This is a genomic window from Arthrobacter sp. UYP6, from assembly GCF_040547315.1.
Lineage (GTDB): Bacteria > Actinomycetota > Actinomycetes > Actinomycetales > Micrococcaceae > Arthrobacter_B.
Map to the genome: position 1 here is coordinate 29531 of NZ_JBEPPM010000006.1, position 24771 is coordinate 54301.

The 24771-nt window shown below is 65.0% G+C and carries 24 protein-coding genes; 13 read left to right on the top strand and 11 right to left on the bottom strand.

Annotated elements, in window-relative coordinates; translation table 11 throughout:
• Window positions 1-33: 33 nt before the first annotated feature.
• The 10 genes from ABIB35_RS06655 (at window position 34) to ABIB35_RS06700 (ending at window position 10074) form a co-directional block, all read left to right on the top strand.
• On the top strand, window positions 34-636 hold the full coding sequence (locus ABIB35_RS06655) for a TetR/AcrR family transcriptional regulator (protein WP_354179936.1): 603 nt from the start codon (window positions 34-36) through the stop codon (window positions 634-636).
• 25 nt (window positions 637-661) lie between these two features.
• On the top strand, window positions 662-1489 hold the full coding sequence (locus ABIB35_RS06660) for a VOC family protein (protein WP_354179938.1): 828 nt from the start codon (window positions 662-664) through the stop codon (window positions 1487-1489).
• Window positions 1490-1608: 119 nt separating this feature from the next.
• Entirely contained in the window at window positions 1609-2814 is a 1206-nt protein-coding gene (locus tag ABIB35_RS06665; RefSeq protein WP_354179940.1) for a thiolase family protein, read from the top strand.
• A 10-nt stretch (window positions 2815-2824) separates the two neighbouring features.
• Entirely contained in the window at window positions 2825-3256 is a 432-nt protein-coding gene (locus ABIB35_RS06670) for a Zn-ribbon domain-containing OB-fold protein (protein WP_354179942.1), read from the top strand.
• Window position 3257: 1 nt separating this feature from the next.
• The gene (locus tag ABIB35_RS06675) at window positions 3258-4724 is read left to right on the top strand and encodes an aldehyde dehydrogenase family protein (RefSeq protein WP_354179944.1); all 1467 of its coding nucleotides are present in this window, start codon (window positions 3258-3260) and stop codon (window positions 4722-4724) included.
• 136 nt (window positions 4725-4860) lie between these two features.
• On the top strand, window positions 4861-6330 hold the full coding sequence (locus ABIB35_RS06680; protein ID WP_354179946.1) for an MFS transporter: 1470 nt from the start codon (window positions 4861-4863) through the stop codon (window positions 6328-6330).
• Window positions 6331-6428: 98 nt separating this feature from the next.
• Window positions 6429-7322, top strand: coding sequence for a MaoC/PaaZ C-terminal domain-containing protein (locus ABIB35_RS06685; RefSeq protein WP_354179948.1), 894 nt, complete (start codon window positions 6429-6431; stop codon window positions 7320-7322).
• A 28-nt stretch (window positions 7323-7350) separates the two neighbouring features.
• The gene (locus ABIB35_RS06690) at window positions 7351-8121 is read left to right on the top strand and encodes an electron transfer flavoprotein subunit beta/FixA family protein (RefSeq protein WP_354179950.1); all 771 of its coding nucleotides are present in this window, start codon (window positions 7351-7353) and stop codon (window positions 8119-8121) included.
• 13 nt (window positions 8122-8134) lie between these two features.
• On the top strand, window positions 8135-9121 hold the full coding sequence (locus ABIB35_RS06695; protein ID WP_354179952.1) for an electron transfer flavoprotein subunit alpha/FixB family protein: 987 nt from the start codon (window positions 8135-8137) through the stop codon (window positions 9119-9121).
• Between the two features lie 65 nt (window positions 9122-9186).
• A complete protein-coding gene (locus ABIB35_RS06700; RefSeq protein WP_354180147.1) occupies window positions 9187-10074 on the top strand; it encodes a cytochrome b/b6 domain-containing protein in 888 nt (295 codons plus the stop codon).
• Between the two features lie 9 nt (window positions 10075-10083).
• On the opposite strand, the gene trhO is transcribed toward ABIB35_RS06700, so the two are convergent.
• Window positions 10084-10977 (bottom strand): oxygen-dependent tRNA uridine(34) hydroxylase TrhO, encoded by an 894-nt coding sequence (trhO, locus tag ABIB35_RS06705; RefSeq protein WP_354179954.1) that lies wholly within the window; start codon window positions 10975-10977, stop codon window positions 10084-10086.
• Between the two features lie 82 nt (window positions 10978-11059).
• Here trhO and ABIB35_RS06710 point away from each other — a divergent pair, with 82 nt between their 5' ends.
• Together ABIB35_RS06710 and ABIB35_RS06715 are read left to right on the top strand one after the other, a co-directional pair.
• A complete protein-coding gene (locus ABIB35_RS06710) occupies window positions 11060-11710 on the top strand; it encodes a GNAT family N-acetyltransferase (protein ID WP_354179956.1) in 651 nt (216 codons plus the stop codon).
• A gap of 104 nt (window positions 11711-11814) precedes the next feature.
• Window positions 11815-14214 carry a DEAD/DEAH box helicase gene (locus tag ABIB35_RS06715; RefSeq protein ID WP_354179958.1) on the top strand — a complete coding sequence of 800 codons (2400 nt, stop codon included), beginning with the start codon at window positions 11815-11817 and terminating at the stop codon, window positions 14212-14214.
• 14 nt (window positions 14215-14228) lie between these two features.
• Here ABIB35_RS06715 and ABIB35_RS06720 read toward each other — a convergent pair whose 3' ends face one another.
• The 7 genes from ABIB35_RS06720 to ssd form a co-directional block, all read right to left on the bottom strand.
• On the bottom strand, window positions 14229-14612 hold the full coding sequence (locus ABIB35_RS06720; protein WP_354179960.1) for an Rv3654c family TadE-like protein: 384 nt from the start codon (window positions 14610-14612) through the stop codon (window positions 14229-14231).
• 55 nt (window positions 14613-14667) lie between these two features.
• The gene (locus ABIB35_RS06725; protein WP_354179961.1) at window positions 14668-15039 is read right to left on the bottom strand and encodes a TadE family type IV pilus minor pilin; all 372 of its coding nucleotides are present in this window, start codon (window positions 15037-15039) and stop codon (window positions 14668-14670) included.
• A gap of 3 nt (window positions 15040-15042) precedes the next feature.
• A complete protein-coding gene (locus tag ABIB35_RS06730; RefSeq protein ID WP_354179963.1) occupies window positions 15043-15411 on the bottom strand; it encodes a DUF4244 domain-containing protein in 369 nt (122 codons plus the stop codon).
• A gap of 184 nt (window positions 15412-15595) precedes the next feature.
• The gene (locus tag ABIB35_RS06735) at window positions 15596-16186 is read right to left on the bottom strand and encodes a type II secretion system F family protein (RefSeq protein WP_354179965.1); all 591 of its coding nucleotides are present in this window, start codon (window positions 16184-16186) and stop codon (window positions 15596-15598) included.
• Window positions 16186-16986, bottom strand: coding sequence for a type II secretion system F family protein (locus ABIB35_RS06740; RefSeq protein ID WP_354179967.1), 801 nt, complete (start codon window positions 16984-16986; stop codon window positions 16186-16188). The genes ABIB35_RS06735 and ABIB35_RS06740 overlap by 1 nt, the downstream gene beginning before the upstream one ends.
• Complete coding sequence (locus tag ABIB35_RS06745) at window positions 16983-18269, bottom strand: TadA family conjugal transfer-associated ATPase (protein ID WP_502915741.1); 1287 nt, start codon at window positions 18267-18269, stop codon at window positions 16983-16985. Before ABIB35_RS06745 ends, ABIB35_RS06740 begins: the two co-directional genes overlap by 4 nt.
• A complete protein-coding gene (gene ssd / locus ABIB35_RS06750) occupies window positions 18269-19558 on the bottom strand; it encodes a septum site-determining protein Ssd (protein ID WP_354179968.1) in 1290 nt (429 codons plus the stop codon). The genes ABIB35_RS06745 and ssd overlap by 1 nt, the downstream gene beginning before the upstream one ends.
• Window positions 19559-19722: 164 nt before the next feature.
• Here ssd and ABIB35_RS06755 point away from each other — a divergent pair, with 164 nt between their 5' ends.
• Window positions 19723-20547 carry an alpha/beta fold hydrolase gene (locus ABIB35_RS06755; RefSeq protein ID WP_354179970.1) on the top strand — a complete coding sequence of 275 codons (825 nt, stop codon included), beginning with the start codon at window positions 19723-19725 and terminating at the stop codon, window positions 20545-20547.
• Between the two features lie 17 nt (window positions 20548-20564).
• Here the strand turns inward: ABIB35_RS06755 and ABIB35_RS06760 are convergent, their stop codons facing one another.
• The 3 genes from ABIB35_RS06760 to ABIB35_RS06770 are packed head-to-tail and all read right to left on the bottom strand — an operon-like array spanning window position 20565 to window position 24660.
• On the bottom strand, window positions 20565-22676 hold the full coding sequence (locus ABIB35_RS06760) for an iron ABC transporter permease (protein WP_354179972.1): 2112 nt from the start codon (window positions 22674-22676) through the stop codon (window positions 20565-20567).
• Entirely contained in the window at window positions 22673-23731 is a 1059-nt protein-coding gene (locus ABIB35_RS06765) for an iron-siderophore ABC transporter substrate-binding protein (protein WP_354179974.1), read from the bottom strand. Before ABIB35_RS06765 ends, ABIB35_RS06760 begins: the two co-directional genes overlap by 4 nt.
• Window positions 23728-24660 carry an ABC transporter ATP-binding protein gene (locus tag ABIB35_RS06770; RefSeq protein WP_502915742.1) on the bottom strand — a complete coding sequence of 311 codons (933 nt, stop codon included), beginning with the start codon at window positions 24658-24660 and terminating at the stop codon, window positions 23728-23730. Before ABIB35_RS06770 ends, ABIB35_RS06765 begins: the two co-directional genes overlap by 4 nt.
• Window positions 24661-24771 lie beyond the last annotated feature (111 nt).

Genomic DNA, 24771 nt, shown 5'->3' on the forward strand with positions numbered 1-24771 from the left:
TCCCGGAGCAGGAGGCAAACGATGGTTCGGCAATTGACGCGCGAAACTATCGCGCTGCCCGCATACCAGGTGGAGCGACGGCAGCGGATTTTGGATGCTGCCAAGACCTTGCTTCGCGGCAGCGACTACGAATCGATCCAAATTCGAGATGTGGCATCCGAGGCGAACGTTGCGTTGGGAACGCTGTACCGTTATTTCACCTCCAAGGAACACCTCTACGCAAACGTCGTCTACGACTGGAGCGTCCCGTTCAGCTCCGCGGACCAGATCTGGGCGGAAAATTTGGGCACCACCGAGCGTGTTGCCCAACGGCTGAGGACAGCCCTCGCAGCTTTCGAGAAACAGCCCAACTTTTACAACGCAATTTTCATGCTGCGCACCTCCTCCGATCCGGATGTTTCGGATCTCATGCATCAGCTTGGTCTGGTACTCGAAGAGCCGATTCATGCAGACTTTTCGGCACTACCGCCGGACGAAGCAGCGGATATCACTGCCATGGTCTGGGCCGTCCTCATGGATCTGGTTGCTCGGCTGTTGGTCGGCAACAAGACCATGGCGGAAGCCCAGCGCATTCTGGACCGTTTTGTGGCGATGATCGGGTTGCGGCTGGAACAGGTCGACGCAGCGGACCACTAGCTCACCCATCACCCCGGGTCCTCTCATGAGCGCCCACGAACTGGACCATGTGGCCTTCGCCGTTCCCTCTTGGGGTCCTGCCGGGGAGATGCTGCATCGAGAGTTGGGGACCCGCTTTGCAAGCGGGTTCACAACTTCTGCTTTCAATCCCTGTCAGCTGACCCTGGCAGAGGACATGCGGCTGGAACTGCTGGAACCAGGCCGCTCGCCCGACTCCTTCGTCCAGCGTTTCCTCTCCGGCAACGGCGGGAATGCGGCTCCGCATCACATCACCTTTAAGGTGCACAATATCCATGCTGCCATCGAAGGGGCACAGAAGGCCGGAGTCGAACCCATTCTGGTCAATACCGAACACCCGCTATGGCGGGAGGCATTCCTGCATCCTCGCGACACAGGCCTTGGCTTCCTTGCCCAGCTGGTCCAGACCCCGCGGTCACCGGAGCAGCTCACAGAGGAGAGCAGCGGGCTCAACGCTGCCTGTCCATGGGAGGAAGCTGATACCCCGCAGGCCGGGCTGCCCGTTGTCTTCGGGCAGGTCCTGAATCTGCAGCTCGCAGCGAGGATGCTACAGGACGTCCTCGGCGCGGTTCGTATTGACCTTCCCGTCAAATCGGGTGACCCACCAGTCAGCGTCTTCAGATGGCAGGCGGGAGCTGATCTGGTTCTGCAGGAAACCACCAGCTCCGCCGGAGTATCCGGCCTCAAAGCCCTTGGGACCGTCCCGGAGAATCACAAGCGGGCGGAACCGGAGTTTGCCGGGCTACTGAAAATGCTCGCTTCGGGCTCATTCCACCCCGAGCTGGGGATTCGGATTTCCGCGCTGCATACCCGGCTTCCCGTCACAGACGGCTAATTCCGCTGCCACTGCAGGCGCAACACGGCAGCTACCAAGTAACCAGCCCTGGTTCCGTGCACCTAAAAACAGGCCACGGACACCTCGCGCACATCAACAATCATGAGGAGAAGAAACCTATGGGACTTCGTGGAGAAGCCGCGATCCTTGGCTATTTCGAACTGCCGCCCGAACGTAAGCTCGCGCGGGAAAAAACCTTCAACCTGGAGCAGTGGGCCAGACTATCCAAAGCAGCATTGGACGACGCCGGACTGGACGCTGCTGATATCAACGGCATCGTGACTCCACTGATCGGGGAGGCCAGCATGTTTGTGCCCTCCACCATCACGGAATACCTGGGCATCAACGCAAACTTTGCGGAAATCGTCGATCTCGGCGGAGCAGGTTCCGCTGCCGCGGTCTGGCGTGCAGCAGCGGCGGTGGAGCTCGGACTGTGCGACGCCGTGCTCGTCACGTTCCCCGGCACACACGATGTGCCGACCGATTCACGCCGACCCTTCGTGATGGACGACAAGATGTATTTCGGCGCCTCCTCCAACGCCTACGGCTCACCGCAGGCCGAATTTGAGATCCCCTATGGCAACTTGGGACAAAACGGTCCCTACGGCCAGATCGCAAAGCGTTACGGTTACGAATTCGGCTACGACGAACGAGCCATGGCGAAGATCGCAGTGGATCAACGCACAAATGCCTGCTCCACCCCGGATGCTGTGTTCCACGGCAAGCCCATCACCATCGAGGATGTGCTGGCCTCCCCCATGGTCGCCGACCCGCTGCACATGCTTGAAATCGTCATGCCATGCCAGGGCGGGGCGGCAATTGTCATCGGGAACAAGGATCTTGTCGCCAAGTCCAAGAACCGCCCCGTATGGATCAAGGGCTTCGGGGAACGGGTTCCCTACAAAACCCCAACCTATGCAAAAGACCTGATGTACTCGCCGATGATTCACGCGGCAGACCAGGCCTTCTCGATGGCAGGCATTGAACGCAGCGAGGTGGACATGGTTTCCATCTACGACTGCTATTCCATCACCGTACTGATGAGCCTTGAGGATGCCGGCTTTGCGGAGAAGGGCAAGGGCATGCAGTTCGTCAACGACCATGATCTAACCTTCCGCGGGGATTTCCCGATGAACACCGCCGGAGGACAACTTTCCTTCGGCCAGGCGGGAATTGCCGGTGGCATGCATCACGTGATCGACGGAGTGCGCCAAATCATGGGCCGCGCCGGAGAAGCGCAGGTCACAGACTGCAACCGGGCCTTTGTGACCGGCAACGGCGGCATCATGAGCGAGCAAACAGCACTGATCCTCGAAGGCGAATAGGAGCAACACCATGAGCACTGTATATACCCCACCTGTCCTGCAGCGTCCTATGCCGGTTCCAACTCCGCTGACCAAGCCCTTCTGGGACGCGTTGGCTGAGCATCGAATCCGCATCCAGTACTCTCCCTCTCTGGGGGAATACATTTTCTACCCGCGTCCGCTGGCTCCCGGAACTCTGGCTGATGACCTTGAATGGCGTGAGATCTCCGGAGCCGGAACCCTCTATACCTACACCGTGTCGACACGCCCGGTGTCCCCGCACTTCTCGGGCGAGGGTGCTCTGGTACTCGCGGTGGTTCAGTGGGACGAGGGGCCAAAATTTTCCACTGAACTTATCAACGTTGCCCACGATGACATCCGGGTGGGTATGCGGGTGAAGCCCGTCTTTTGTGATTACCCTGACGCCGGGATCACCATGCTGCGCTACGAACCGGAGAGCTGACATGGCGGCCACTACCGATTTTGTCCTGCCGCCAGTCACCCTGCGCATTGGAGGCGAAGCCCGGAACACCGGCGTTGGCATCCATCATCATGTCAATCCCGTCACCGGCCGGCCTGACGCACAGATCCCGCTGGCAGGTGCCGCCGACGTCGACGACGCCGTCAATGCCGCGCATGAGGCATTTGCTCTATGGAAAGCGACTCCCGCCGGAACCCGGTCACGGGCTCTCCTGAAGCTGGCGCAGCTGGTGGAAGAACACACCAGGGACTTTGTCGAGTTGGCAATCGCGGACAACGGCACGGCCCGCTCCACCGCGCAGGCCACAGTGAGCGCCGCGGTGGAATGGATCAGATACTACGCTGGCTGGGCTGACAAGCTCCCACTGGGCCGGATCACCTCGGTCGCTGGTGCAGGTGGGTCCTTTGGGCACACGCTGCGCCAGCCTTATGGGGTGATCGGTGCAATCATCACATGGAACGCACCCCTGATGTCTCTGTCCATGAAGGTTCCAGCGGCACTCGCCGCAGGGAACACCATGGTGGTCAAACCCAGCGAGCTGACTCCATTTAGCGCCATGCTGTTTGCGGATCTGGTCACGGCAGCGGGCATCCCGGAGGGTGTGCTCAACATCGTTCCCGGTGGCGCCGAGGCTGGGGCCGCCCTGGTCGAGCACAAGCTGGTCAAAAAGGTGACTTTTACGGGCGGACCGGAGACGGCACGCAAAATCACTACTGCGTGCGCACAAACCTTCAAACCGGTGCTGCTGGAGCTGGGCGGAAAGTCAGCCAATCTAGTCTTCGCGGATGCTGATCTCGAGGCAGCGGCCATGCATGCCACGTTCATGGCCTTCGGCATCATGAGTGGACAGGCCTGTGCCCTTCCCACCCGGCTGCTGGTCCAGGACTCGATTTATAACGCGTTCGTTGCATCGGTCGGCGCCCTCGCCTCATCCTTCAAGGTAGGCAACCCTCAGGAAGCTGACACCATTTGCGGGCCGGTCATTAATGAGGCAGCAATCGACCGCATCGATTCGATGGTCTCTCGGGCGCAGGAACAGGGCGCACATTTGATAACCGGGGGGCAGCGGCTCGCCGGCGATTTAGCTGGCGGCTTCTTCTACCCGCCCACTGTTCTGGCCGACGTCGATCCCGCCAGCGAACTGGCACAGAAAGAGGTTTTCGGACCGGTGCTGGCAATCACCCGCTTCAGCGATGAAGCCGAGGCCGTGGCTCTGGCCAACAGCACTGACTACGGACTTTCCGGCTATGTCTGGACCGGAGATGCCCGCAGGGCCATCAGGCTTGCTGAGGCTTTGGAAACCGGTGAAGTGGTCGTCAATGGTGCGCCAAATGCGGTGGCTGAACGCCCCTTCGGCGGCATCGGCCATTCCGGCAACGGCAACGAGGGCGGCCTGGAGGGACTCGAGGAGTTTTTCTGGACCAAATCAGTGGCCTACGGAAACGGCTGATCCTCTCTTCCGAAGCTGCCTGCTCCACCGCCGTTTGATTCTTCCTTCTCACGGCGCCGCGTTCCTTCACACGAAAGGCAGGACAAAGATGTCCTCCAGCACACGGATACTCAAGCGTCCAGGATTCGCCCCGATTGTGGCAGTTCTGATTCTGGCCGAGATCGTCTCAGCCTTTGAACTTTCAATGATGTACGTCACGCTGCCGACCCTGATCAAGGATTTTCAGGTCGATGCGAATACCGTCGCTTGGGTTGTCACTGCCTACCTGCTGGTCTCAGCCTCGGCCGGAGTCATGGGTGGACGTTTTGGTGATATGTACGGCCGGCGGAAGGTCATGGTTGTAGTCCTGATCATCGCCGGAATCGGCTCGCTTGTTTCGCTGCTGGGGGGTTCGTTAGGCATGATCATTTTGGGCCGCGCAATCCAAGGTGTCGCGGGCGCAGTGATGGGACTGGCCTTCGGCCTGGCACGCGAGCACCTTAACGAAAAACAGATTCCAGTGGGTGTCTCGATGATCGGTGCATCGGCACTCATCGCCGGTGCCGGCGGGGCCCTGATCGCAGGACTCATGATTGATGTCTATTCCTGGCACGGAATCTTCGCCTTCGCCGCGGTACTGGCAATCATTGCCGCCGTCAGTATCCAGTTCGTCATTCCACGTGACAATGTGGGGGCCAGCAAGGAGAAGCCGGATTACCTTGGCTCAGTCCTGCTGCCGGTGGCCGTAAGCGCCATCCTGCTGGGGCTCTCCAGCAGTTCAAAAACCGGTTTCGGCTCGACGCAGTTCATTGGCTTGATTGGCATGGGCATCGCCGTTGCTGCGGTGTGGATCTGGTGGGAGCTGCGCGTAGAATCCCCGATCGTGAACCTGCGGATGTTCAAGAACCGCCAGATCGCCCTGGTCATGACCGCGACAATGCTCGCCGCAATAGGCCCCATCGGCGGCGTGGCCGTTCCTTCGCAAATGATCATGCAGTATCCGTCCTCGCTAGGTTTTGGGCTGGGTTTCACTGCTACCGCTGCCGGCGTCTTTAGCTGCGCCACCGCAATGATTGGCTATTTCTTCTCTCCGCTGGGCGGAAAGCTTGCTTTCCGGTACGGCGCACGTGCGGTCTTCATCACCGGGTTGTCACTGATGGCACTAGTCATACCGCTGATCCTGCTCACCTTCGGCAATGTGGCGGTGTTTGTCATTGCCATGGGCCTGAACGGCATCGGAATCTCGCTCACCTACGGCGCCCTGCCGAATGTCCTCATCGAGGCGGTGCCGGCAACGCACACCTCTGAAACAGCGGGAACAAACACTATGGTCCGCAATGTAGGCCAGTCCACCGCTACTGCCATTGGCGCATACATTTTGGCCAGCTACCAGGACCCGGCAACCACACTTGTTGCGCAGGAAGGCATTAGCTCCACCTTTATTTTCGTGTTCATCTTTGCAGCGCTTTCCGTGGCGGTGGCACTCATGATGCGTCGCAATCCTGTGCAGTGGATTCCGGAAACTGCAGCGGAACGCGATATCCGCCGCGGCACCCTGGGTCGACCCGGAAACAAGGTTCCGGTACATCCATTCAAGGCTGCCAGCGCTGCCATAGACAATAACTAGAATCTGGTTATAGTATTGCGGTGATTCACGCCACTTTCGCCTCCAGCTAGGCCACACGGCAACAGAGCTCTCATGAGCCTCGGAAAAGAGGAAACGCCATGGCGATCTATGGACAGAACATCGGGAGCGTCACCGAGGGGGTCCCTGTCTCCTGGGACTCGAAGGATGCAATCCTCTACGCCTTGAGCGTCGGCGCAGGGGCACGTGACCAGGTAAGGAACCTTGCCTTTACCACCGAAAATTCCCGCGGGGTTGAGCAGAGTGTGCTGCCGACTTTCGCAGTCGTGCTCGGAGGCTCGGGCGGGTCCATGGAACAGCTCGGAGACTTCAAACTGTCACAGATCCTGCACGGCGGGCAGAGCATCACCTTGCACCGCACCCTCGCTGCCTCCGGCACGGTGATTCCTCTCAGCTTCATGAGCGCCGTCCATGACAAGGGTAAAAATGCCATCATCGACCTCACCACCCAGTTGCTCGATGTACATACGAGGGAGCCCGTGGCCACTTCCGTCACCTCAATGATTATCCGCGGAGAGGGCGGCTTCGGTTCCGGGCCGGCACCCCGGGACACATGGGAAGTACCCGACCGACCCGCGGATTATGTTGACATCCAAAAAACCTCACTGGACCAGGCCCTGATTTATCGCCTCAATGGGGACCGGAATCCGTTGCACTCGGACCCAGCGGTTGCGGCCAAGGTCGGCTTTGACCAACCGATCCTGCACGGGCTGTGCACCATGGGATTTGCGGCACGCACCTTAATGGAACGCATTTCAAATTCCGATCCTGATGTCTTCGGATCGCTTAGCGTCCGCTTTGCCTCCCCTGTAATCCCGGGCGATGAACTGACTACCAGCATCTGGCTGACCGAAACCGGTGCTCTCTTTCAGGTTCGGGTCAAAGACACAGTAGTGCTTGACCGCGGCACATATATCCGGCGTGGTGCAGCCCCAGCGGAGGAAATTCAAGAATCCGAAACGGCAACGGCTTAGCGTCGTCAACGGCAGAGAGTAGATAACCATGAAAATTGCAGTACTCATCAAGCAGGTCCCGGATACTGAGGAAGACCGGCACCTCACCGCCAGCGGATCAGTTGACCGCAGCCTCGGTAACCGCGTCGCAGACGAAATCACCGAACGCGCGCTCGAAGTCGCTCTGCGCAGCAAGGACGCAGAAAAGGGCGTAGAAATTGTGGTGGTGACCATGGGCCCGGGAACGTCCACCGAAGCACTGCGTAAAGCCCTCTCCATGGGCGCCGATTCTGCGATTCACGTCACCGACGACGTGCTAGCGGGTGCCGACGCACTCACCACGGCCCGCGCTCTGGCTGTCTGCCTGCATGGCCAGGGTTTCGACTTAGTTATCGCTGGTAACGAATCCACAGACGGGCGCGGCGGCGTGGTCCCAGCCATGGTGGCCGAGCTGCTCCGACTCCCCTTCCTGGGCCCGCTGAACTCCGTGGAATTCAGCGGCGCCGTCATCCGCGGGGAACGGGAAAACACGGATGGGACCCAAATCATTACATCCCCGTTTCCCGCGGTAATTTCCGTCACCGAACGCTCCGGCGAGGCACGCTTTCCCAAGTTCAAGGGCATCATGACGGCTAAGCGCAAACCCGTCGCGGTCCACAGCGCCGATGAGCTCGGACTTTCCCCGATCAAACACCAGGCCGGAAATATCGTGCTCAACGCCACAGCGCGCCCCTCCCGGACCGCCGGGACCAAGATCGTGGACGACGGCAGCGCAGCTACCCTGCTGGCCTCGTACCTCGCGACCGAAAACCTGATCTGAAGGAAGACCTCTCATGACCAACATTCTGGTAAACATTGAACTGGCCGGGGATGGATCCGTACGGGCAGGCAACGGCCATCTGCTGGCCATGGCCCGGGTACTGGGAAACCCCATAGCTGTTGTCGCGGTCGCACCGGGCAACAGCGCTGAACTCATTGCCGAACTGGGCGCTTTGGGTGCCGGCACGGTCTTCATCGCTGAGACGCCGGCAGCTGCCAGCCACGTCGCCGCTGCGTCCGTGGCTGCGCTCGATGACGCACTCCTTGCGTACGAGCCGCTCGCCGTTCTCGCTTCCAACAGCGCCGATGCCCGCGAGACCATTGGCCGCCTGTCCGCACGCACCTCCAACCCGGTCATCCTTGAGGCGCTGGACCTGCGCCGGGAGGATAGCCGCGTCATTGCCACGCATGCCGTTTTCGGCGGCACTTACACCACGGAATCCGCCGTCGGGGCCGGCATTGCTCTGATCACCGTTAGCTCCGGAGGCTCTGACACTCTGCCTTCCAATGATGAACCGGAGAGCAGGATCAGGGCATTGGAGGTTTCCACCGGCGCGGCCGCAGCCATCGAGTCAACCTGCCCCCGGGTATCCGGCTCATCACGTCCGGAATTGCGCTCTGCACGGATTGTGGTCTCCGGAGGCCGCGGGCTCGGCTCCAAGGAGAACTTTGCTCTAGTCGATGAACTGGCTGAGGCCCTGGGTGCGGGGTTGGGCGCTTCACGCGCAGCCGTGGACGCCGGGTATGTCCCGCAGAGTCATCAGGTCGGCCAGACCGGTGTCAGCGTATCTCCGGAACTCTATATTGCTGTTGGAATCTCCGGTGCGATCCAGCACCGGGCAGGCATGCAGACCGCCAATCGCATTGTCGCAATCAACGAGGACGAGACCGCGCCGATCTTCGAAATCGCAGACTTCGGGATAGTTGGTGATCTGTTCACCATCCTGCCGCAGCTCACAGCGGCCGTCCTGGAACGCCGCACCGCCGGCGCCAGCGCCTAAAGGAGAGGGATATGCCTTTGCTGACAAGCCCGGGCCCTGCGGCCAAGACCGAACCCAACAAATGGATGACGCTCGCCAAGTGGATCATCATCACCGTAGTGGCCTTGACCGCGGTTGTGCTTCTCGCCAAGTGGATCCGCGGGCAGGACCCGGTGCAGGCTTTCCTGCTTGATTATCCCGGCCACAGCCCGCTGCCGGAAAACGCCGCGGCAGGCTTGCCGGCGTGGCTTGGCTGGCAGCACTTCCTCAATGCGTTTTTCATCCTGCTGATCATCCGCTCGGGCTGGCTGGTCCGAACAACTGCACGACCCAAGGCATTCTGGACGCGAAAGAACACCGGCCTGATCCGGACCAGAAACAAACCCGCCAAGATCAGCCTCGAACTGTGGTTTCACCTGAGCCTTGATGCACTGTGGCTGCTCAACGGGCTGGTATTCGCAGTACTGCTCTTCGTCACCGGTGCGTGGATGCGTGTTGTTCCCACCAGCTGGGACATCTTTCCCAACGCGGTGAGCACTGCGCTGCAGTACGCCTCTCTGGACTGGCCGATCGAGAACGGCTGGGTCAACTACAACGCCCTTCAGGTGCTCGCGTACTTCTCCATCATCTTTATCGCGGCACCGCTGGCAGCAGCCACCGGGCTCCGGATGAGTCCGGCCTGGCCCAAGGCGAACAGCTCGTTGGACAAGGTCCTGCCGATCGAGCTGGCCCGCAGGATCCACTTTCCGGTAATGATCGCATTCAGCGGATTCGTGGTGATGCATGTTGTACTGGTGCTGTGCACCGGTGCCCGGCGGAATCTTAACCACATGTTTGCCGCTCGCGATGATGACGGCTGGCTTGGTTTTGGGTTGTTCGTCCTCTCGCTCGCCGTCATGGCGGTTGCCTGGTTCCTGGCCAGACCTCTCTTCCTGCGCCCGCTCGCGGCACTCATGGGCAAGGTCTCGAAGTAGAATGCTTCCCTAGTCTGTGCAGCCGTCCGGGCAGCGCAGGGTCGCCGGATCCGCGGCGCAATCCGCGCAGTACAAGGTGAGCTTGCGACAGGAGAGGTTGGAGCAGTTCTCAAACTTGCTGGTGGGCGCGCCGCAGCGCACGCACTGACCAATGGTGGCGGCGCCGTCAGTGAACTCCGTGTGCATCCGTTTGTCGAACACGTACAGGGAGCCTTCCCAGAGCCCCTTGTCGCCGTAGGTTTCGCCGTAGCGCACAATGCCGCCCTGCATCTGGTAAACCTCTTTGAAGCCGCGGTTGACCATCAGTGAGGACAGCACCTCGCAGCGGATACCGCCGGTGCAGTAGGTGACCACCGGCTTGTCCTTGAGGTCGTCGTACTTGCCCGAATCCAGTTCGGCGATGAAGTCGTGGGTGGTGGCAACGTCGGGCACCACAGCTCCCTTGAACTTGCCGATCTGCGCCTCGAAGGCGTTCCTGCCGTCAAAGAAGACCACTTCCTCGCCGCTGGCCTTCTTCTCCGCCACCAGTTCGTGGAGTTCTTCCGGCCGCAGGTGCGTGCCGCCGCCCACCACGCCGTTCTCGTCCACTAACAGCTCTCCGGGTGCCCCAAAGCTGACGATTTCCTCGCGGACCTTGATGCTCAGGCGCGGAAAGTCCTCGGCTCCGCCTTCGGAGTACTTGATGTCCATTTTCTTGAACGCCGGATATTCGCGGGTCGCCTTCACATAGGCCTTGACGGCGCCAAGCTCGCCGCCCACGGTTCCGTTGATCCCGTCGGGCGAGATCAGGATCCGGCCGCGCAGTCCCAGCTTCTCGCAGAGGGCGCGCTGCCAGAGGCGCACCGCCTCCGGATCGGAGAGGGGCGTGAAGGCGTAATACAGTGCAATTCGGTTCAAAGCCACTCATCAAGGGTAGACCGGGGCGGGCCCCCGATTTTCATCAGCACGCATACCTTTCATCTGTCCGCCCCGTTAGTGTTCATTCATGAGAGTGCTGAACGACGATTTACTCGAAACCTGGGTCACCGGTTGGGCGCAGGCCCGCGGTTACCAGACCCGCAGGGAGGGCCGTTTCCCGGCGGCGTTCCTGCACGACAAAACCAACGACTGGGAGTACTTTGCCCTGGAGCCCTCCCATGACGAGTTCGCTGCACTCGCTTCCTCGGCACGGATGAGCCACGGACGCCTTTTCACCATCGTCACCGAACGCGTGAACGAAACCCGCGGAACCGCCCTTGTGTACGGGCTGAATGTCCGGTCCGCCGACGAGGCCTTCATGACCCTGGACATGGCCGGGCAGGACATCGAGGATCCCCTGCCGCTGGACGGCTTTGAGTCGGAAACGGTGCGCAGCGGCCCTGTGGGCACCGTGACTGTGACGGCCGATGGCCAGCCGGCGGCACGGGGCAGCGTCGCCATTGTGGAAGGGTACGCGGTGTATGACCGCATCGTCACCGAGCCCTCGTACCGCCGCCGGGGGCTGGGCAGCTATGTGATGCGCGCTCTGACAGCGGTGGCACTGGAACACGACGCCGACGCCGGGCTGCTGGTGGCCACCGCGGACGGGCTGGAGCTGTACCGGTATTTGGGGTGGGAGAACCTGGCCAGCGTGGTGATGTTCGAACCACGGTTCTAACCCGGGACGTTTGGCGTGTGCTGCCTGACCGGTTCGGTTCAGCCTGTGGCTGAGCGGGCACGTTAGACGGCGGCGGCCCGGATGGCCGGTGGGAGAATGTCACAGTGGCCCTACATGATTCCCTGATCCCCCTGCTCGGCTCCGGTGCCGACCCGGAACAGCTGGTCCATGTCCACGAAATCCCCGCCCGCCAGGCTGTTCCGGTTCCGTGGCCGGACTGGGCACATCCCGACGTCGTTGCCGCCTACGCCACGGTGGGCGTCCACGAACCGTGGCGCCACCAGATCGAAGCCGCTGAAGCCGCACACTCCGGACGGCACACCATTATTTCCACCGGTACGGCCTCCGGAAAGTCCCTGGCGTACCTGCTGCCGGTGCTGGACGAGATTCACCGCACCGCACTGGATGACCGGGTCACCCTCGAGCCCACCGGGTCCGTGGCCCTGTATCTGGCCCCCACCAAGGCGCTGGCCGCCGACCAGCTCTCCGCAGTGAACGCGCTGGCGCTTCCCACCGTGCGTGCACAAACGTACGACGGCGACACGGACACCGGCGCCCGGCGCTGGATCCGGGACCATGCCAATCTGGTGCTGGCCAATCCGGACATGCTGCATTTCGGTGTGCTGCCCAACCACGCCTGGTGGGCGAGGTTCTTCCGCCGGCTCAAATACGTGATCATTGACGAGGCCCACAGCTACCGCGGTGTGTTCGGGTCCAATGTTGCCAATCTTATGCGCCGGCTGCGGCGGATCTGCCGTTATTACGGTGCCGATCCGGTGTTCATCGGTGCTTCGGCGACCTCCGCGGATCCGGCGCAGTCCTTTGGGCGGCTGATCGGCGGCGAGGTCACCGCGATCACCCGTGATGCGTCACCGCACGGCGCCACCACCGTGGCACTGTGGGAGCCGCAGCTCACGGAACTCAAGGGTGAAAACGGGGTGCGCTCACGCCGGACGGTGATTGCCGAGACCTCCGATCTGCTGGCAAATCTTGTGGCCGCCCAGGTCCGCACGATTGCCTTTATCAAGTCCCGGCGTGGCGCCGAGACCATTGCCACCATCACCCGCCGGCTGCTGGATGAAGTGCATCCCTCGCTGCCGGACCGGGTGGCCGCGTACCGCTCGGGGTATCTGCCCGAGGAACGGCGTGAACTGGAACGGCGGCTGCGCAGCGGCGAGCTGCTGGGGATTTCCAGCACTTCGGCGCTGGAGCTGGGCATCGATATTTCCGGGCTCGACGCCGTGCTGGTGGCTGGCTGGCCCGGGACCCGGGCTTCCCTGTTCCAGCAGATCGGCCGGGCGGGCCGCTCCGGGCAGGATGCGCTGGCGGCTTTTGTGGCCAGCGATGATCCCCTTGACACGTACCTGGTGCACCATCCGGAGGCGATCTTCGACATTTCGGTGGAAGCCACCGTCTTTGATCCCTCCAATCCCTATGTGCTTGGCCCGCATCTCTGCGCGGCGGCCGCTGAAATCCCGCTGACTCCGGATGAGCGGGAGCTGTTTGGCCCCACCGCTGCCGGGCTGCTGGATCAGCTGGTGGACCAGGGGTACCTGCGCCGCCGGCCCTCGGGCTGGTTCTGGACCCACTCGGAAAGCGCAGCCGCCATGGTGAACCTGCGGGCGGACGGCGGCGGGCCGATCAACATTGTGGAGACCGACACCGGGATGCTGCTGGGCACCATGGATTCGCCACAGAGCCAGTATCAGGCCCACACCGGGGCGGTCTACGTGCACCAGGGGCAGACGTTCATGGTGGATGAGCTCAATGAGGCGGACCACTGCGCCATGGTGACCCGCGGCAACCCCGAGTTCTACACCCAGGCCCGCGACATCACCCAGATCCAGGTGCTTGAGACCGAGCGGACCTCGCACTGGGGCGAGATCCAGGTCTGCTTCGGTACCGTCAAGGTCACCACCCAGGTGGTCTCCTTCCAGCGAAAGGCCCTGATCTCCAACGAGATCCTGGGCGAGGAACCCCTGGAGCTTGAGGCCAAGGAACTGTTCACCAAGGCGGTGTGGTTTGTCATTGACGAGCACCTGCTCACCGGGGCGGGACTGATTCCGGCGGACTTCCCCGGAGCACTTCACGCCGCCGAGCATGCCTCCATCGGGATGCTGCCGCTGATCGCGACCTCCGACCGCTGGGACATCGGCGGCGTTTCCACGGCCCTGCATGCTGACACCGAGAAGCCCACCATTTTTGTCTACGACGGGCATCCCGGCGGTGCCGGTTTTGCGGAACGGGCGTATGAAGCCGCCGAGCTGTGGCTTACCGCCACGCGTGACGCCATCCGGGCCTGTGAATGCGAGCGCGGCTGCCCCTCCTGCGTCCAGTCCCCCAAATGCGGAAACAAGAACAATCCGCTGTCCAAGGCCGGTGCGGTGACCCTGCTGCAGGTGCTGCTGGACAACGCCCGGGACAAGGATTCCGCTCCCGGCCACCACCCGGATCCGGCCGCAGCCGCAGCCTCAACCTCGGCGGCGGCCCGGCAGGCGGGCTGAAGCCGGAACAGCATTCACGGCGGCGGCCCGGCGCGGGCATGCCCGGTGGCCGGCTGATTGAGCAGCGGGACCGGCACTTCGGTTTCCACCTGGACGGTCCCCTTTCCGGCGTCCACCGTGCATGCTGCCAGCACGGCCCCGTTGCGTCCGGCGACCTCTCCGGCCACCCAACACGGATCTCCGATGCGGAGTGCCCGGACAGTGTCTGCGGCTGCCAATGCTGCCAGATCAGCGGCGGTGGCAGCCCTGCCGGCTGCCACCGCCGTCTGCAGCAGCATCAGAACGGCCGCGCACAGAATCAGCAGCAACAGCCCGCAGCCCAGCACCAAAACCGTGCCCGCACCCCGTTCCGAGGTCCTTCCCCTCCTGGCTGCAGTAGCCGTTCCCACGTTGTGCACGTTTTGTTGATCCTCTCTTCTGGCACAGATCCGAGCTGTCTGGTTCCCCGGCGTTCTAGTTCCCCGGGGGCAGGGACTCCGGAAGGGCCGCTGCAGTGGCGGTCAATTCGAGCGGCAGCCGATCCAGCAGCGGGGCCGGGACAGACGAGCTGACCTCGATCTGCATCCACTCGCCGTCCGCCGAGACGCTCACCCGTGCGCCGGGTCCGGCGATCCGGCGGGCGGCGTCCTCTGCTTCGGCGGTGCCCGCCCGCATGATTTCCCGTGCCGCCGCACGCGCGGCCTCTTCCACCCGCAGCTGGGTTGCACCGGCAGCCACTCCCGTCAAGACAGCGGCCAGGAGCAGCACCACGGCGGGCAGGCCGACAGCCAGTTCGGCGGTGACCGCTCCGCGTGAGCAGGCTGCCGGCCGATTCCTCCGCTTCACCCGCTACCCGAGGGTGAGCGCACTGCGGATCAGACCCATGAGCAGGGAACGCACTTCTCCGCTTCCCAGCACGGCAACCAGCAGGGCGGCAAAGGCAACGGCCGCCAGCGTGGCGATGGCGTACTCGGCGGTTGCCATGCCTGCCTCCCTGCCGCTGAAGCTCATTCGGCGGCGGGCCGCACGGTTGTGCAGGTCCGGCTGCATACTCTCCGGTGGCTCGGAGTAGAGAACGGTCACCGTACCCATTCCCTGGCCCCGCCCATGGTCCCCGACGGCCCTGTTCCCCGTGTTTTCCTCCGTTCCAAAGACCGGCGCACCCGTGTAGCTGCGGCCGCGCTGGGCGGTGATAACTGATCTGCTGAGGCCTGGCATGGTTCCTCCTGATGTGATGACTGACAGCAATAACATCACCTCTCTTGAGGCGGTGATTCGATTTTTCACCGGCTCCCTGACGGGCAAAAGGAACAAGGCCGCTGTTCCGGATAACTCCCGCGGCCGAGTCGGTTGTGGAGGATGAGCAGCATCGCGGCCGAGCACACTGTTGCCAAGCACTGTGTCAAGGAAAGGACGGCAGCAGGGAGAGCAGAAGCGGCACTACTGTCAGGGCCACAAAGGCCGGCAGCGCGCACAGCCCCAGCGGAACCACGAGCCGGACCCCCAGCGCCGCGGCACGGCGTTCTGCTTCCCGGGAGCGGCGGCGCCGAATTTGTGCCGCCTCCGCCACTAGAACGGCAGCAGACGGAGCCCCGGTGGTGGCCGCAAATCTCAGTGCTTCGCGCAGGTGCATTGCAGGGTTGGTCAACCCGCCGTGACCCGGTGCTGCCAGTTCCCACGCCGCGGACCAGGAAGCACCCAGTTCCAGTGCTGCCTGCACCCGGCGCAGGCACGCTGAAGTTTCCGCATCCACCACATCGGCCAACACAGCAAGCGCCTGAAGCAGCGGCTGGCCGGCTTCCAGCATGGCGGCCGTCAGATCCAGCATCAGCGCCGGATCCTGGATGCCGGCACGCTGAACAGTAGGGTGGCCCGGTGCCCGCCGGTCGCCGAAGCCACCGGCAGGCACCGGTACCGGTGCTGTGTTCCATCCCGGCCCCAAAAGCAGCAGGAAAGCTGCGGCAAGCAGGACGGCCACCAGCGCTCCTGCCATCAGGTGCCCGCTGCCTGACGTACCAAGGCGCGTGACCAGACTCGGCCAATCAGCGCCAACACCACACCTGCTGCCCCTGCCAGCCAGCCGACCGGGCTCCCCAGCAGTATGCCCACGGGATCGGCTCCCAACAGATACCCCAGGCCCATCCCTCCCGCCGGCAGCCAGGTCAGCAGCCGGACCGTTGCCTGCGGTCCGGCCATCGCGGTCTCCCGCGCCGCCTGGTTGTCCAGACCGACCTCGAGCGCAGCGGCATACCGTCCAAGGACCCCGGCCAGCGGTGCTCCGCTGCGCTCGGACACGCTCACACAGGCAGCAAGCTCGGTCCACAGCCCGGGCAGTGGTGCGTCGGCAGTGCGCCTGCCCTTGCGCGGCTTCTTCACTTCTGCACCGTCCTGCGCGGCGGCCTGGAAAACCGGCACGGGGCTGAGCCCCAGGGACGCGGCCTGTGCAGCGGCCTCCAGCACCGGCAGCAACCGGGCAGACAACGAACTGCTGGATTCCGCTCCGTTCCCGGTCTGCAGGGCTGCGGCGTCGGCCCAGAGCTGGTGGGGTGCCCGGCCTGCCGCCAGGAGGCCGGTGAGCTGATGGATCAGCAGCGGCATGTCCTGCAGGGCCGGATCGGGACGGAATCGCCGAAATCGGCGTAGGAGCTGCCGGGGCTGCTGCCTGTTTCCGGCCCCTCCCGGCCCCGGGAACCGGCACCCGAACGGTGGTGAAAGCTGCGCCGGTGTCCGGGAAGCAGGCAGCAGCAGCACCACGGATAGCCCGAGCAGCACCGCAATCGAGATACCGGTCACGAGGCGTGAGTTTCCAGCGCCCCGGTGCCAACCCCGTACGTCCCGTGGGAGGCCGGGCGGAACGGTGCCGGCTCTTCCCCGGCATCGGCAATCAGGTGCTGGAGCGCCTCCCACCCTTCGCCCTGCCGGCCGGCTGCACCGGTGGGCAGCAACGGCAGCAGCGCCGGAACTGCCAGTAGCCGGCCGTCAGCCGATGCCGTGACCACGGCGATTTCCGCGACCCGGCGGCCGGAGTCATCACGGGCCAGATGCACCACCACGTCCAGGGCGCTGGCTGCCTGCAAGTTGACTGCAGTGCCGCTCATACCGGCGAGCGCCCCGAGGGCTGCCAGCCTTGCGGGAACGCTGGCAGCGGAGTTGGCGTGAATCGTGCCGCCGGCACCGTCATGTCCGGTGTTCATGGCGGCCAGCAGTTCGCGGACCTCGGCGCCGCGGCATTCCCCCACAATCAGCCGGTCCGGCCGCATCCGCAACGCCTGCCGGACCAGTTCGGCCTGATCCACGGAGCCGGCTCCCTCTACGTTTCCGTGCCGGCTCTGCAGCCCCACGACATGCGGGTGGCGGGGATCCAGCTCGGCGGCGTCCTCCACAAGCACCAGCCGTTCGTGCGGTTTGCTCAGCGACAGCAGGGTCGAGAGCAGGGTGGTCTTCCCCGTTCCGGTGGCCCCGCTGATCAGGAAGTTCAGGCGGGACGCGATGATGCGCCGGAGCACCGCGGCGCTCTCCTGGTCCACGGTTCCACCGGCCTGCAGTTCCTCCAGCGTGAAGGTCAGGGTGCGCCGGATCCGGATGGAAAGCAAAGTGGAGCCGGTGGAGACCGGGCGGAGCACCGCGTGCACGCGGTAACCGCGCAGCTGCACGTCCACGCAGGGGTTGGAGTCGTCCAGCCGCCGTCCGCCCGCGGCAATCAGCCGGGCCGCAAGCCCCTGAACCTCAGCGTCGGAACCGAACCGCAGCCCGGTCAGTTCCAGCCCGTGCCCGCTGTCCACCCAGACCCGGTCCGGGCCGTTCACCAGGATGTCGCTGATGCCGGGCAGCAGCGCCAGTTCCTGCAGCGGCCCCAGCCCCTGCAGCTCCGCCTGCACCCGGTCCACTGCGCGCAGCGCCCCTTCGGCACCCAGCAGCCGCCCGCTGGAGTGCACTGCAGCCGCCAGCCGCGCGGGCGTGACGGGCTCGCCGCCGTCCAGCATCCTCCGGCGGACCTCCCGGACCATTGGCGAATCGCCGGCGCGGGGCACCTCCGCAGGCAGGGCGGCGGCGCGGCGCCCCCTTTCGCCGCTCATCACAGCGGCCTTCGTATGGCGGCAGCCGGCTCGGGTAACTCGGTGGCAAACCGTTCCACCAGCTGCCCGGTCACCCGCCGGATGCTCCGGCTGCGGCCGCGTTCAAGCAGGAGACCGCGGGCCTCGGCATGCTCCAAACGGCGGGCGGCGGGCAGATAGCCGGCCAAGGTCAGCCCTGCGGCGTCAGCGGCTCGGGCATCATCCAGTCCGTCACCCAACGGTCCGCGGACCACGGCGGCCTTGGGCACGGCGGCGCCCAGGCTACGGCTCATCGACCTGGCCGCGAGCACAGGCCGCAGCCGTCCCGGAACCACCAGCAGCAGCGCATCGCAGGAGAGCAGCAGCTGGCTGGACAGCTGCCGGGCGCAGTCCACAATGGTGAGGGCGAAGGCCTCCCGGGCGGCGTCCATGACCGCCAAAATACTCTCCGATCCAGGATCTTCAGCAGGATCCTGCGGGCCGGCGGGCCAGGGGCCGGCCTCGCTGCCGCCGGCGCCGGCTCCGCCGGAGAGCAGCGCGAAACCCGACACCTGGGGAAGCGCGGACAGAAGCTGCACCGGGTTCAGGGTGCCGCGGACGTCCGCCAGATCAGGCCAGCGCACTCCGGGAACTTCGCTGCTTCCCAGGCTGGCGTCCAGTCCGCCGCCGCAGGGATCTCCGTCCACCAGCAGGGTTTCCATCCGGCGCTCGGCTGCTTCGTGGGCAAGCCAGCACGAGAGGGTGGACGCCCCTGCTCCTCCGCTGCCGCCCATAACCCCCAGAACAAAGCCCGGGGTTCGGTCTCGCCGTCGGCCCAGGTACTCCGCCAGCCACCCGGAGGCTGCCGGAAGCACGGCAACCCGCGCCGCTTCCAACCGGGCTGCCTCCTGCCACAGATCGGTGTCCTCCGCGGTGCCCACCAGGATAGTCTCCGGCCTGCGCAGCCCCGGCCTGCTCTGCGGCATACGGATTCCCAGGCCCGCAGCGGCCAGATCGCTGCCCAGAAGCAGCACCCCGGACTCTCGGTTATATGCTGCCTCCGCGTCCGTCGTCACTTCCAAATCCACACCGGCCGCCGCCGCTATCCTGGCCACCTCATCCTGGAGCCGCTGGGATGCACTGATGAGGATTACCGGGGGCGGAGCGCCCGGGACATGTGCAGCCGACTGGCCTGGAGCCGATCCCGCGCCCGTCCGCACCCTGAACCGGGACGGTGCCCGCAACCGGTCCCCGGGGAAATGCGCCGCCGGACGCATCTGGCGGTCCTTCCGGGGCCGGGAGGACGGCACCCACAGCTGATCTTCACTCATACCGAGAGACTCCCGCACCCTGGGCAGAGACGCTGCGGCGCATCGAGGCATTGGGGATAAGCAGAGGTTCCCCGGGCGCTGTGGAGGAGAAGCCTGGTCCGGCGGCCGTCAGTTCCGCTGCAGCCGTGAAAAGATGGTGGCGCTGGCGCACGAGGTCAGAAACAGTGAAAAACGGAACAGGGAGGTATGCCGAACTGATGACGTATCTGCGTATCAACAATGTGGACCTCTATGCGGAGGTCCACGGTAACGGCGACCCGGTTCTGCTGCTCCACGGCGGTTTCTGCTCGCTGGAGTCCATGCGGGCGCTGTCCGATTCCCTGCTCCCGGGCTATCTGGTGCACGCGTTCGAGCGCCCCGGCCACGGCCGGTCCGCCGACATCAATGAGGAGTACAGTTACGCCCGCGGTCTCGCCGACACGATCGCGTACCTTGATCTCCAGGAACTCGAGTCGGTGCACGTCATCGGTTACAGCGACGGCGCCATCCTGGGCCTGCTGCTCGCCCTCGAGCATCCGCAGCGCGTCCGCTCCGTTACCGCCATCAGCGCCAACCTTGATCCCTCCGCGTTCAGCACCGGTGACGAACATCAGAAGCTCGTCCTCACGCCCGCACACCGTGTTCCCGCACAAGACGTCGACGGCGCCGGCGGCGAACCCGCTCCCAACGAACCCGACAAACCCGATGTGGAACGCCAGCACTACGAGCGGCTGTCACCGAACGGCCCCGGGCATGCCGACGTCGTTCTCGACAAGCTGTTCCGCCTCTGGACCACGGAGCCGGACATCAAGCCCGCGGATCTGGCACGCATCACCGCGCCCGTGCTCATCATGGCCGGGGACCGGGACTCCATCCGGCCCGATCACAGCCTCCTGATCGCCGCATCGATTCCGGGCGCACAGCTGTGCATCGTGCCGGGCGCATCGCACGGCCTGCTCGCTGAACGGCCGGAACTCATCCATCACGTAATCCAGGGGTTCCTGCCCTAGGGTTCCGAAGGCGGTCTCTAGCGCGAACGCCGCAGCAGCCACACGAAGTACGGCGCGCCGATCAGAGCAATCATCAGCCCGGCGGGAATCTGAGCCGGGGCAATGAGCGTGCGGCCCAGGGTGTCCGCCACGCAGACCAGCAGGGCACCAAGCAGCATGGACACCGGGATGATCCGCCCGTGCCGGGCTCCGATGAGGGCCCGCGCGAGATGGGGTGCCACCAGCCCGACAAAGCCCACCGCTCCGATCGCCACCACGCTGAGCGCTGCCAGCACGGCAGCGATCGCCAGCACCCCGAGCCGTGTCCGCTCCAGCCGCACGCCAAGGATGCGCGGGGTGTCCTCATCGACCGCGAGGAGGTCCAGCTGCCGCCGCAGACCGAACAGCAGCGGTACCGCGATGAGGAGCGCGATCGCCACCGGCACGACGTCGGGCAGCGTCCGCCCGTACGTGGTGCCGGAGAGCCAGGTGAGGATCCGCGGGGTGTTCCACGGATCGGCGCGCAGCAGGAAAAAGGTCGTCAGCGCGCTCAGTCCATAGCCGCAGCCAATGCCGATCAGGACGAAACGATCCGGCAGGAACCCGCCTCGCCAGGACAGCAGGGCGATGAAGCCGAAGGTGGCGAGCCCCATCAGCACCGCCATGAGGACCAGGAGCGGCCGGCCGCCGCCGAGCATGGTGACTACAAGTACCGCGCCAAGCCCGGCGCCGGCGGTGATGCCGAGGATGCCGGGTTCGGCGAGCGGGTTGCGCACCGTGCTCTGCACCACGCAGCCGGCCAGCCCGAGCGCGGCACCGGCCAGCAGCGCGGCGAGGACACGCGGTGTCCGGTCGTCGAGGGCCCGCCCAATCAGGTCGGGGGCCGTGCCGTTCAGCCACAGTGCCACGTCGCCGGTGCGAAGCCACAGGCTGCCGGCGAGCAGTCCCGCTATGGCCGCGGCGGCGAGCAGCACGGCGGCCACCGCCAGCACGAGCAGGAAACGGCGCCGGGTCCGCAGCCCGCCGCGTGCCTGCGGAGGCTGCCGGACCGGTCCCGAGTCCCGCAGCCGAAGGGCGAGGATCACGATGACCACTGCGCCGAGCAGCGCAGTGGGGATGCCGGTGGGAATGGATGAAGCACCCTCGGCACCGAGGAGAGCCCGCAGGCCGGCGTCGGCCAGCAGGATCAGCAGTGCTCCGAGGAGGCCGGACACCGGAATCAGGAAAATGTGGCGGTTCAGCACCGGAAGCCTGCTGGCGAGCAGGCGTGCGAGGACCGGAGCACCGAGACCGACAAAGGCAATCGGGCCGGCGAGCGTCACGGAGATGGCGGTGAGGACGACGGCGGCGACCACCGCGATCACCCGGGTCGAGCGGAGCGGAACGCCAAGGGAGAAGGCGGTGTCGTCGCCGAGACCGAGCACATCCAGCCGGCGTGCCAGCAGCAGGGCGGCCGCGAGCGCGGCAATGATCACGGGTGCGGCGCGCACTGAGGCGTCGAGGTTCAGCTGCGCGAGGGAGCCGCTGCCCCAGGCGAAGAGGCCGGTGGTGTTCTCCTTAAAGAGGATCAGGAGCATCGCGGTGGCTGCGTCGAGTGCCATCGCGGTGGCGGACCCGGCGAGGATGAGCCGTGTGGTGCCCGAGCCTGCGGAGGTGCCGACGAGGCCGAGCACCAGTGCGGCGGCAAGCAGTCCGCCTACAAAGGCGACCCCGCCGGAGGCCCACAGCGGAACGGCCAGGCCAAAGGCCGCAACGGCGGTGAGTGCGAAGTAGGACCCGGCCGTCACCGCGAGGGTGTCCGGGGAGGCCAGGGTGTTCCGGGAAATCGACTGCAGCAGCGCACCGGCGACGCCGAGGGCAAAGCCGACCGCCACTCCGGCGAGCAGACGCGGCAGCCGGGAACCGGTCAGGATGTCGCTGACCGGCACGCCGCCAATGTCTTCCCGGGCGCCGCCGGCCAGGCGCACCAGATCCAGCATGCCCACCCCGGACGTGCCCTGGGTTAGATGCCACATGCCCACGAGGACAACGGAAACCAGCAGGGCGGCCAGAACGGCCGCCCCGCCGGCCCCGCTGCGGAGGCGGGTGTCAGGAAATCCCTGCTGCCCGTCCGCGGTGCGGGGTGATGCTGATCGGGTGGAGGTGCTCAATCCTGCGCGGTGATGATGTCGACGTACGCGTCGATGGCTTGCTGGTTGGACAGCGGGCCGCCGGCACCCCAGACTCCGGCCGGGAACGCGTGTGCGCGGTCTTCCTTCACGGCGGGGAGGGCGGTCCAGATCGGGCTCTTCTCGAACTCGCTGACGTACCCGTCCGCGCCCTCATCGGCGGAATAGAAGAAGGTGGCGTTGCCGACGGCGGTGAGGCCTTCGATATCGGTCTGGCCGAGACCGTAGGAGGGATCGACGCCGCCGCTGCCGTAGGACGCGTCGATTTCGTCGGTCCAGGCCGCGGTGAGGCCCAGCTGCTCGCCCAGTGCGGTGAAGAGCGCGCCCTCGCCGTACGGGCGGATCACTACGTTGCCGCCCTCCATCCATCCGTCGAAGAAGAGGAAATCGGTGGTGGGCAGGTCAACGGACTGGACCTTCTCCTTCGCCGCGGCGAGGTGCGCATTGAACCCGTCCAGGACTTCGGCGGCACGGTCGGTGCGCCCGGTCGCCTCGGCGATCATGTTGAAGACGTTCTTCATGTTGCCGATCGGGTCGGCGCCGTCTGCCCCGACGGTTGCCAGCACGGGAACGCCGCGCTCCTCAAGCTGTGCGATCAGTTCGTCCTCAGCGGTGTAGGCCTCGATGATGATGAGGTCGGGGTCGGCCGCGTAGAGCGCGTCCAGATCCGGCTCACCTCGCGTGCCGACGTCGGCAACACCCTCCGGAATGGTCTCGGCGCTGACGTACGTGCCGTAGCCCTCGGCGTCGGAGACGGCCACCGGAGTGATGCACAGCGTGAGGGCGTCCTCGATCTGCTGCCACTCCAGCACCGCGATGCGCTCGGCAGGCTTCTCGAGCTCCACCGTACGGCCAACGCCGTCGGTCATCGAGACTGCGCCGGTTGAGGTGCTGGTCGTGTCAGCGGAGCAGCTCTCGGAGGTTGCGGCGGCGACGTCGGCGGCTTCGCTGACTTCGGTGGTGCCGCAGGCGCTGAGGGCAAGCGCAGCAATGGCAAGTGTCGCCGCTGTGCCTGCGAAGGTGCGGGAACGGATCATGGGTGGTCCTCTCGGGTGGTGCTCCGGGGCGGAGCAGGAACTCGGGTTGCGGTGCGGTTGGCGTGACGGCCAACGGGGTCGATACGCAGGTGGTTGGTCCGCGGGTCGAGGGCGACCTCCACGGAAATCTCGTACACCGCGCTGATGTTCGCGGCGGTCAGTACGTCAATCGGGCTGCCGGCGGCGTGGATGCGGCCCTCCGACAGCAGGAGCAGGTGGTCCGCAATGCGGGCGGCGTGGTCAAGGTCGTGCAGCACAATGCCGACGGCAACTCCGTGGTCATCCACGAGGTCCCGCACCAGGTCCAGCGTCTCGATCTGGTAGCGGAGGTCAAGGTGGTTGGTGGGCTCGTCCAGCAGGACGACGCCGGTCTCCTGCGCAACGCAGGCAGCGAGCCAGACGCGCTGGACCTCGCCACCGGACAGCTCTCCGACCGGGCGCTGGGACATGTCGCGGACGCCGGTGGCCCGCAGCGCGCGGTCAATGGCGGTGCGGTCCGCGGCGGAGAGGCCGGCGAATCCGCGCCGGTACGGATGGCGGCCGAAGGCAACCACCTCACGCACCGTCAGCCCCTGCGGTGCTGGCCGTGACTGGGCAAACAGCGTGACTTCACGGGCGAACTGCCGCGCGCTGAGCAGGGAGACCTCGCGGAGAGGTTTCCCCGGTCCGGCGCCGAGCCTCACGGTGCCATCATCAATGCGGTGCAGCCGTGCCAGCGAACGAAGCAGGGTCGACTTTCCGCTGCCGTTCGGGCCTACCAGCGCGGTGACGCGTCCGGCCTCCAGTGTCAGCGAGACCCCCTGCACCACAAGGGTTGTGCCATACCGGAGCACCAGGTCCTCTCCGCTCATTGCCGGAGCGGGTCTCTCACCCGCAGCGGTGCCCGGAAGCGCCGGGGACGTGGAGCGGTGGTCATGCGTGGTGGACATGGGGGACCTGAATCGTTGCGGTTGGGCACGGGGCGGGCGACGTGCCTCGGGCGTCACTGGATCTGATCGGCCAAGTAAGGGTTGCCTGCCCTAAATATAGCCGATGCTGGT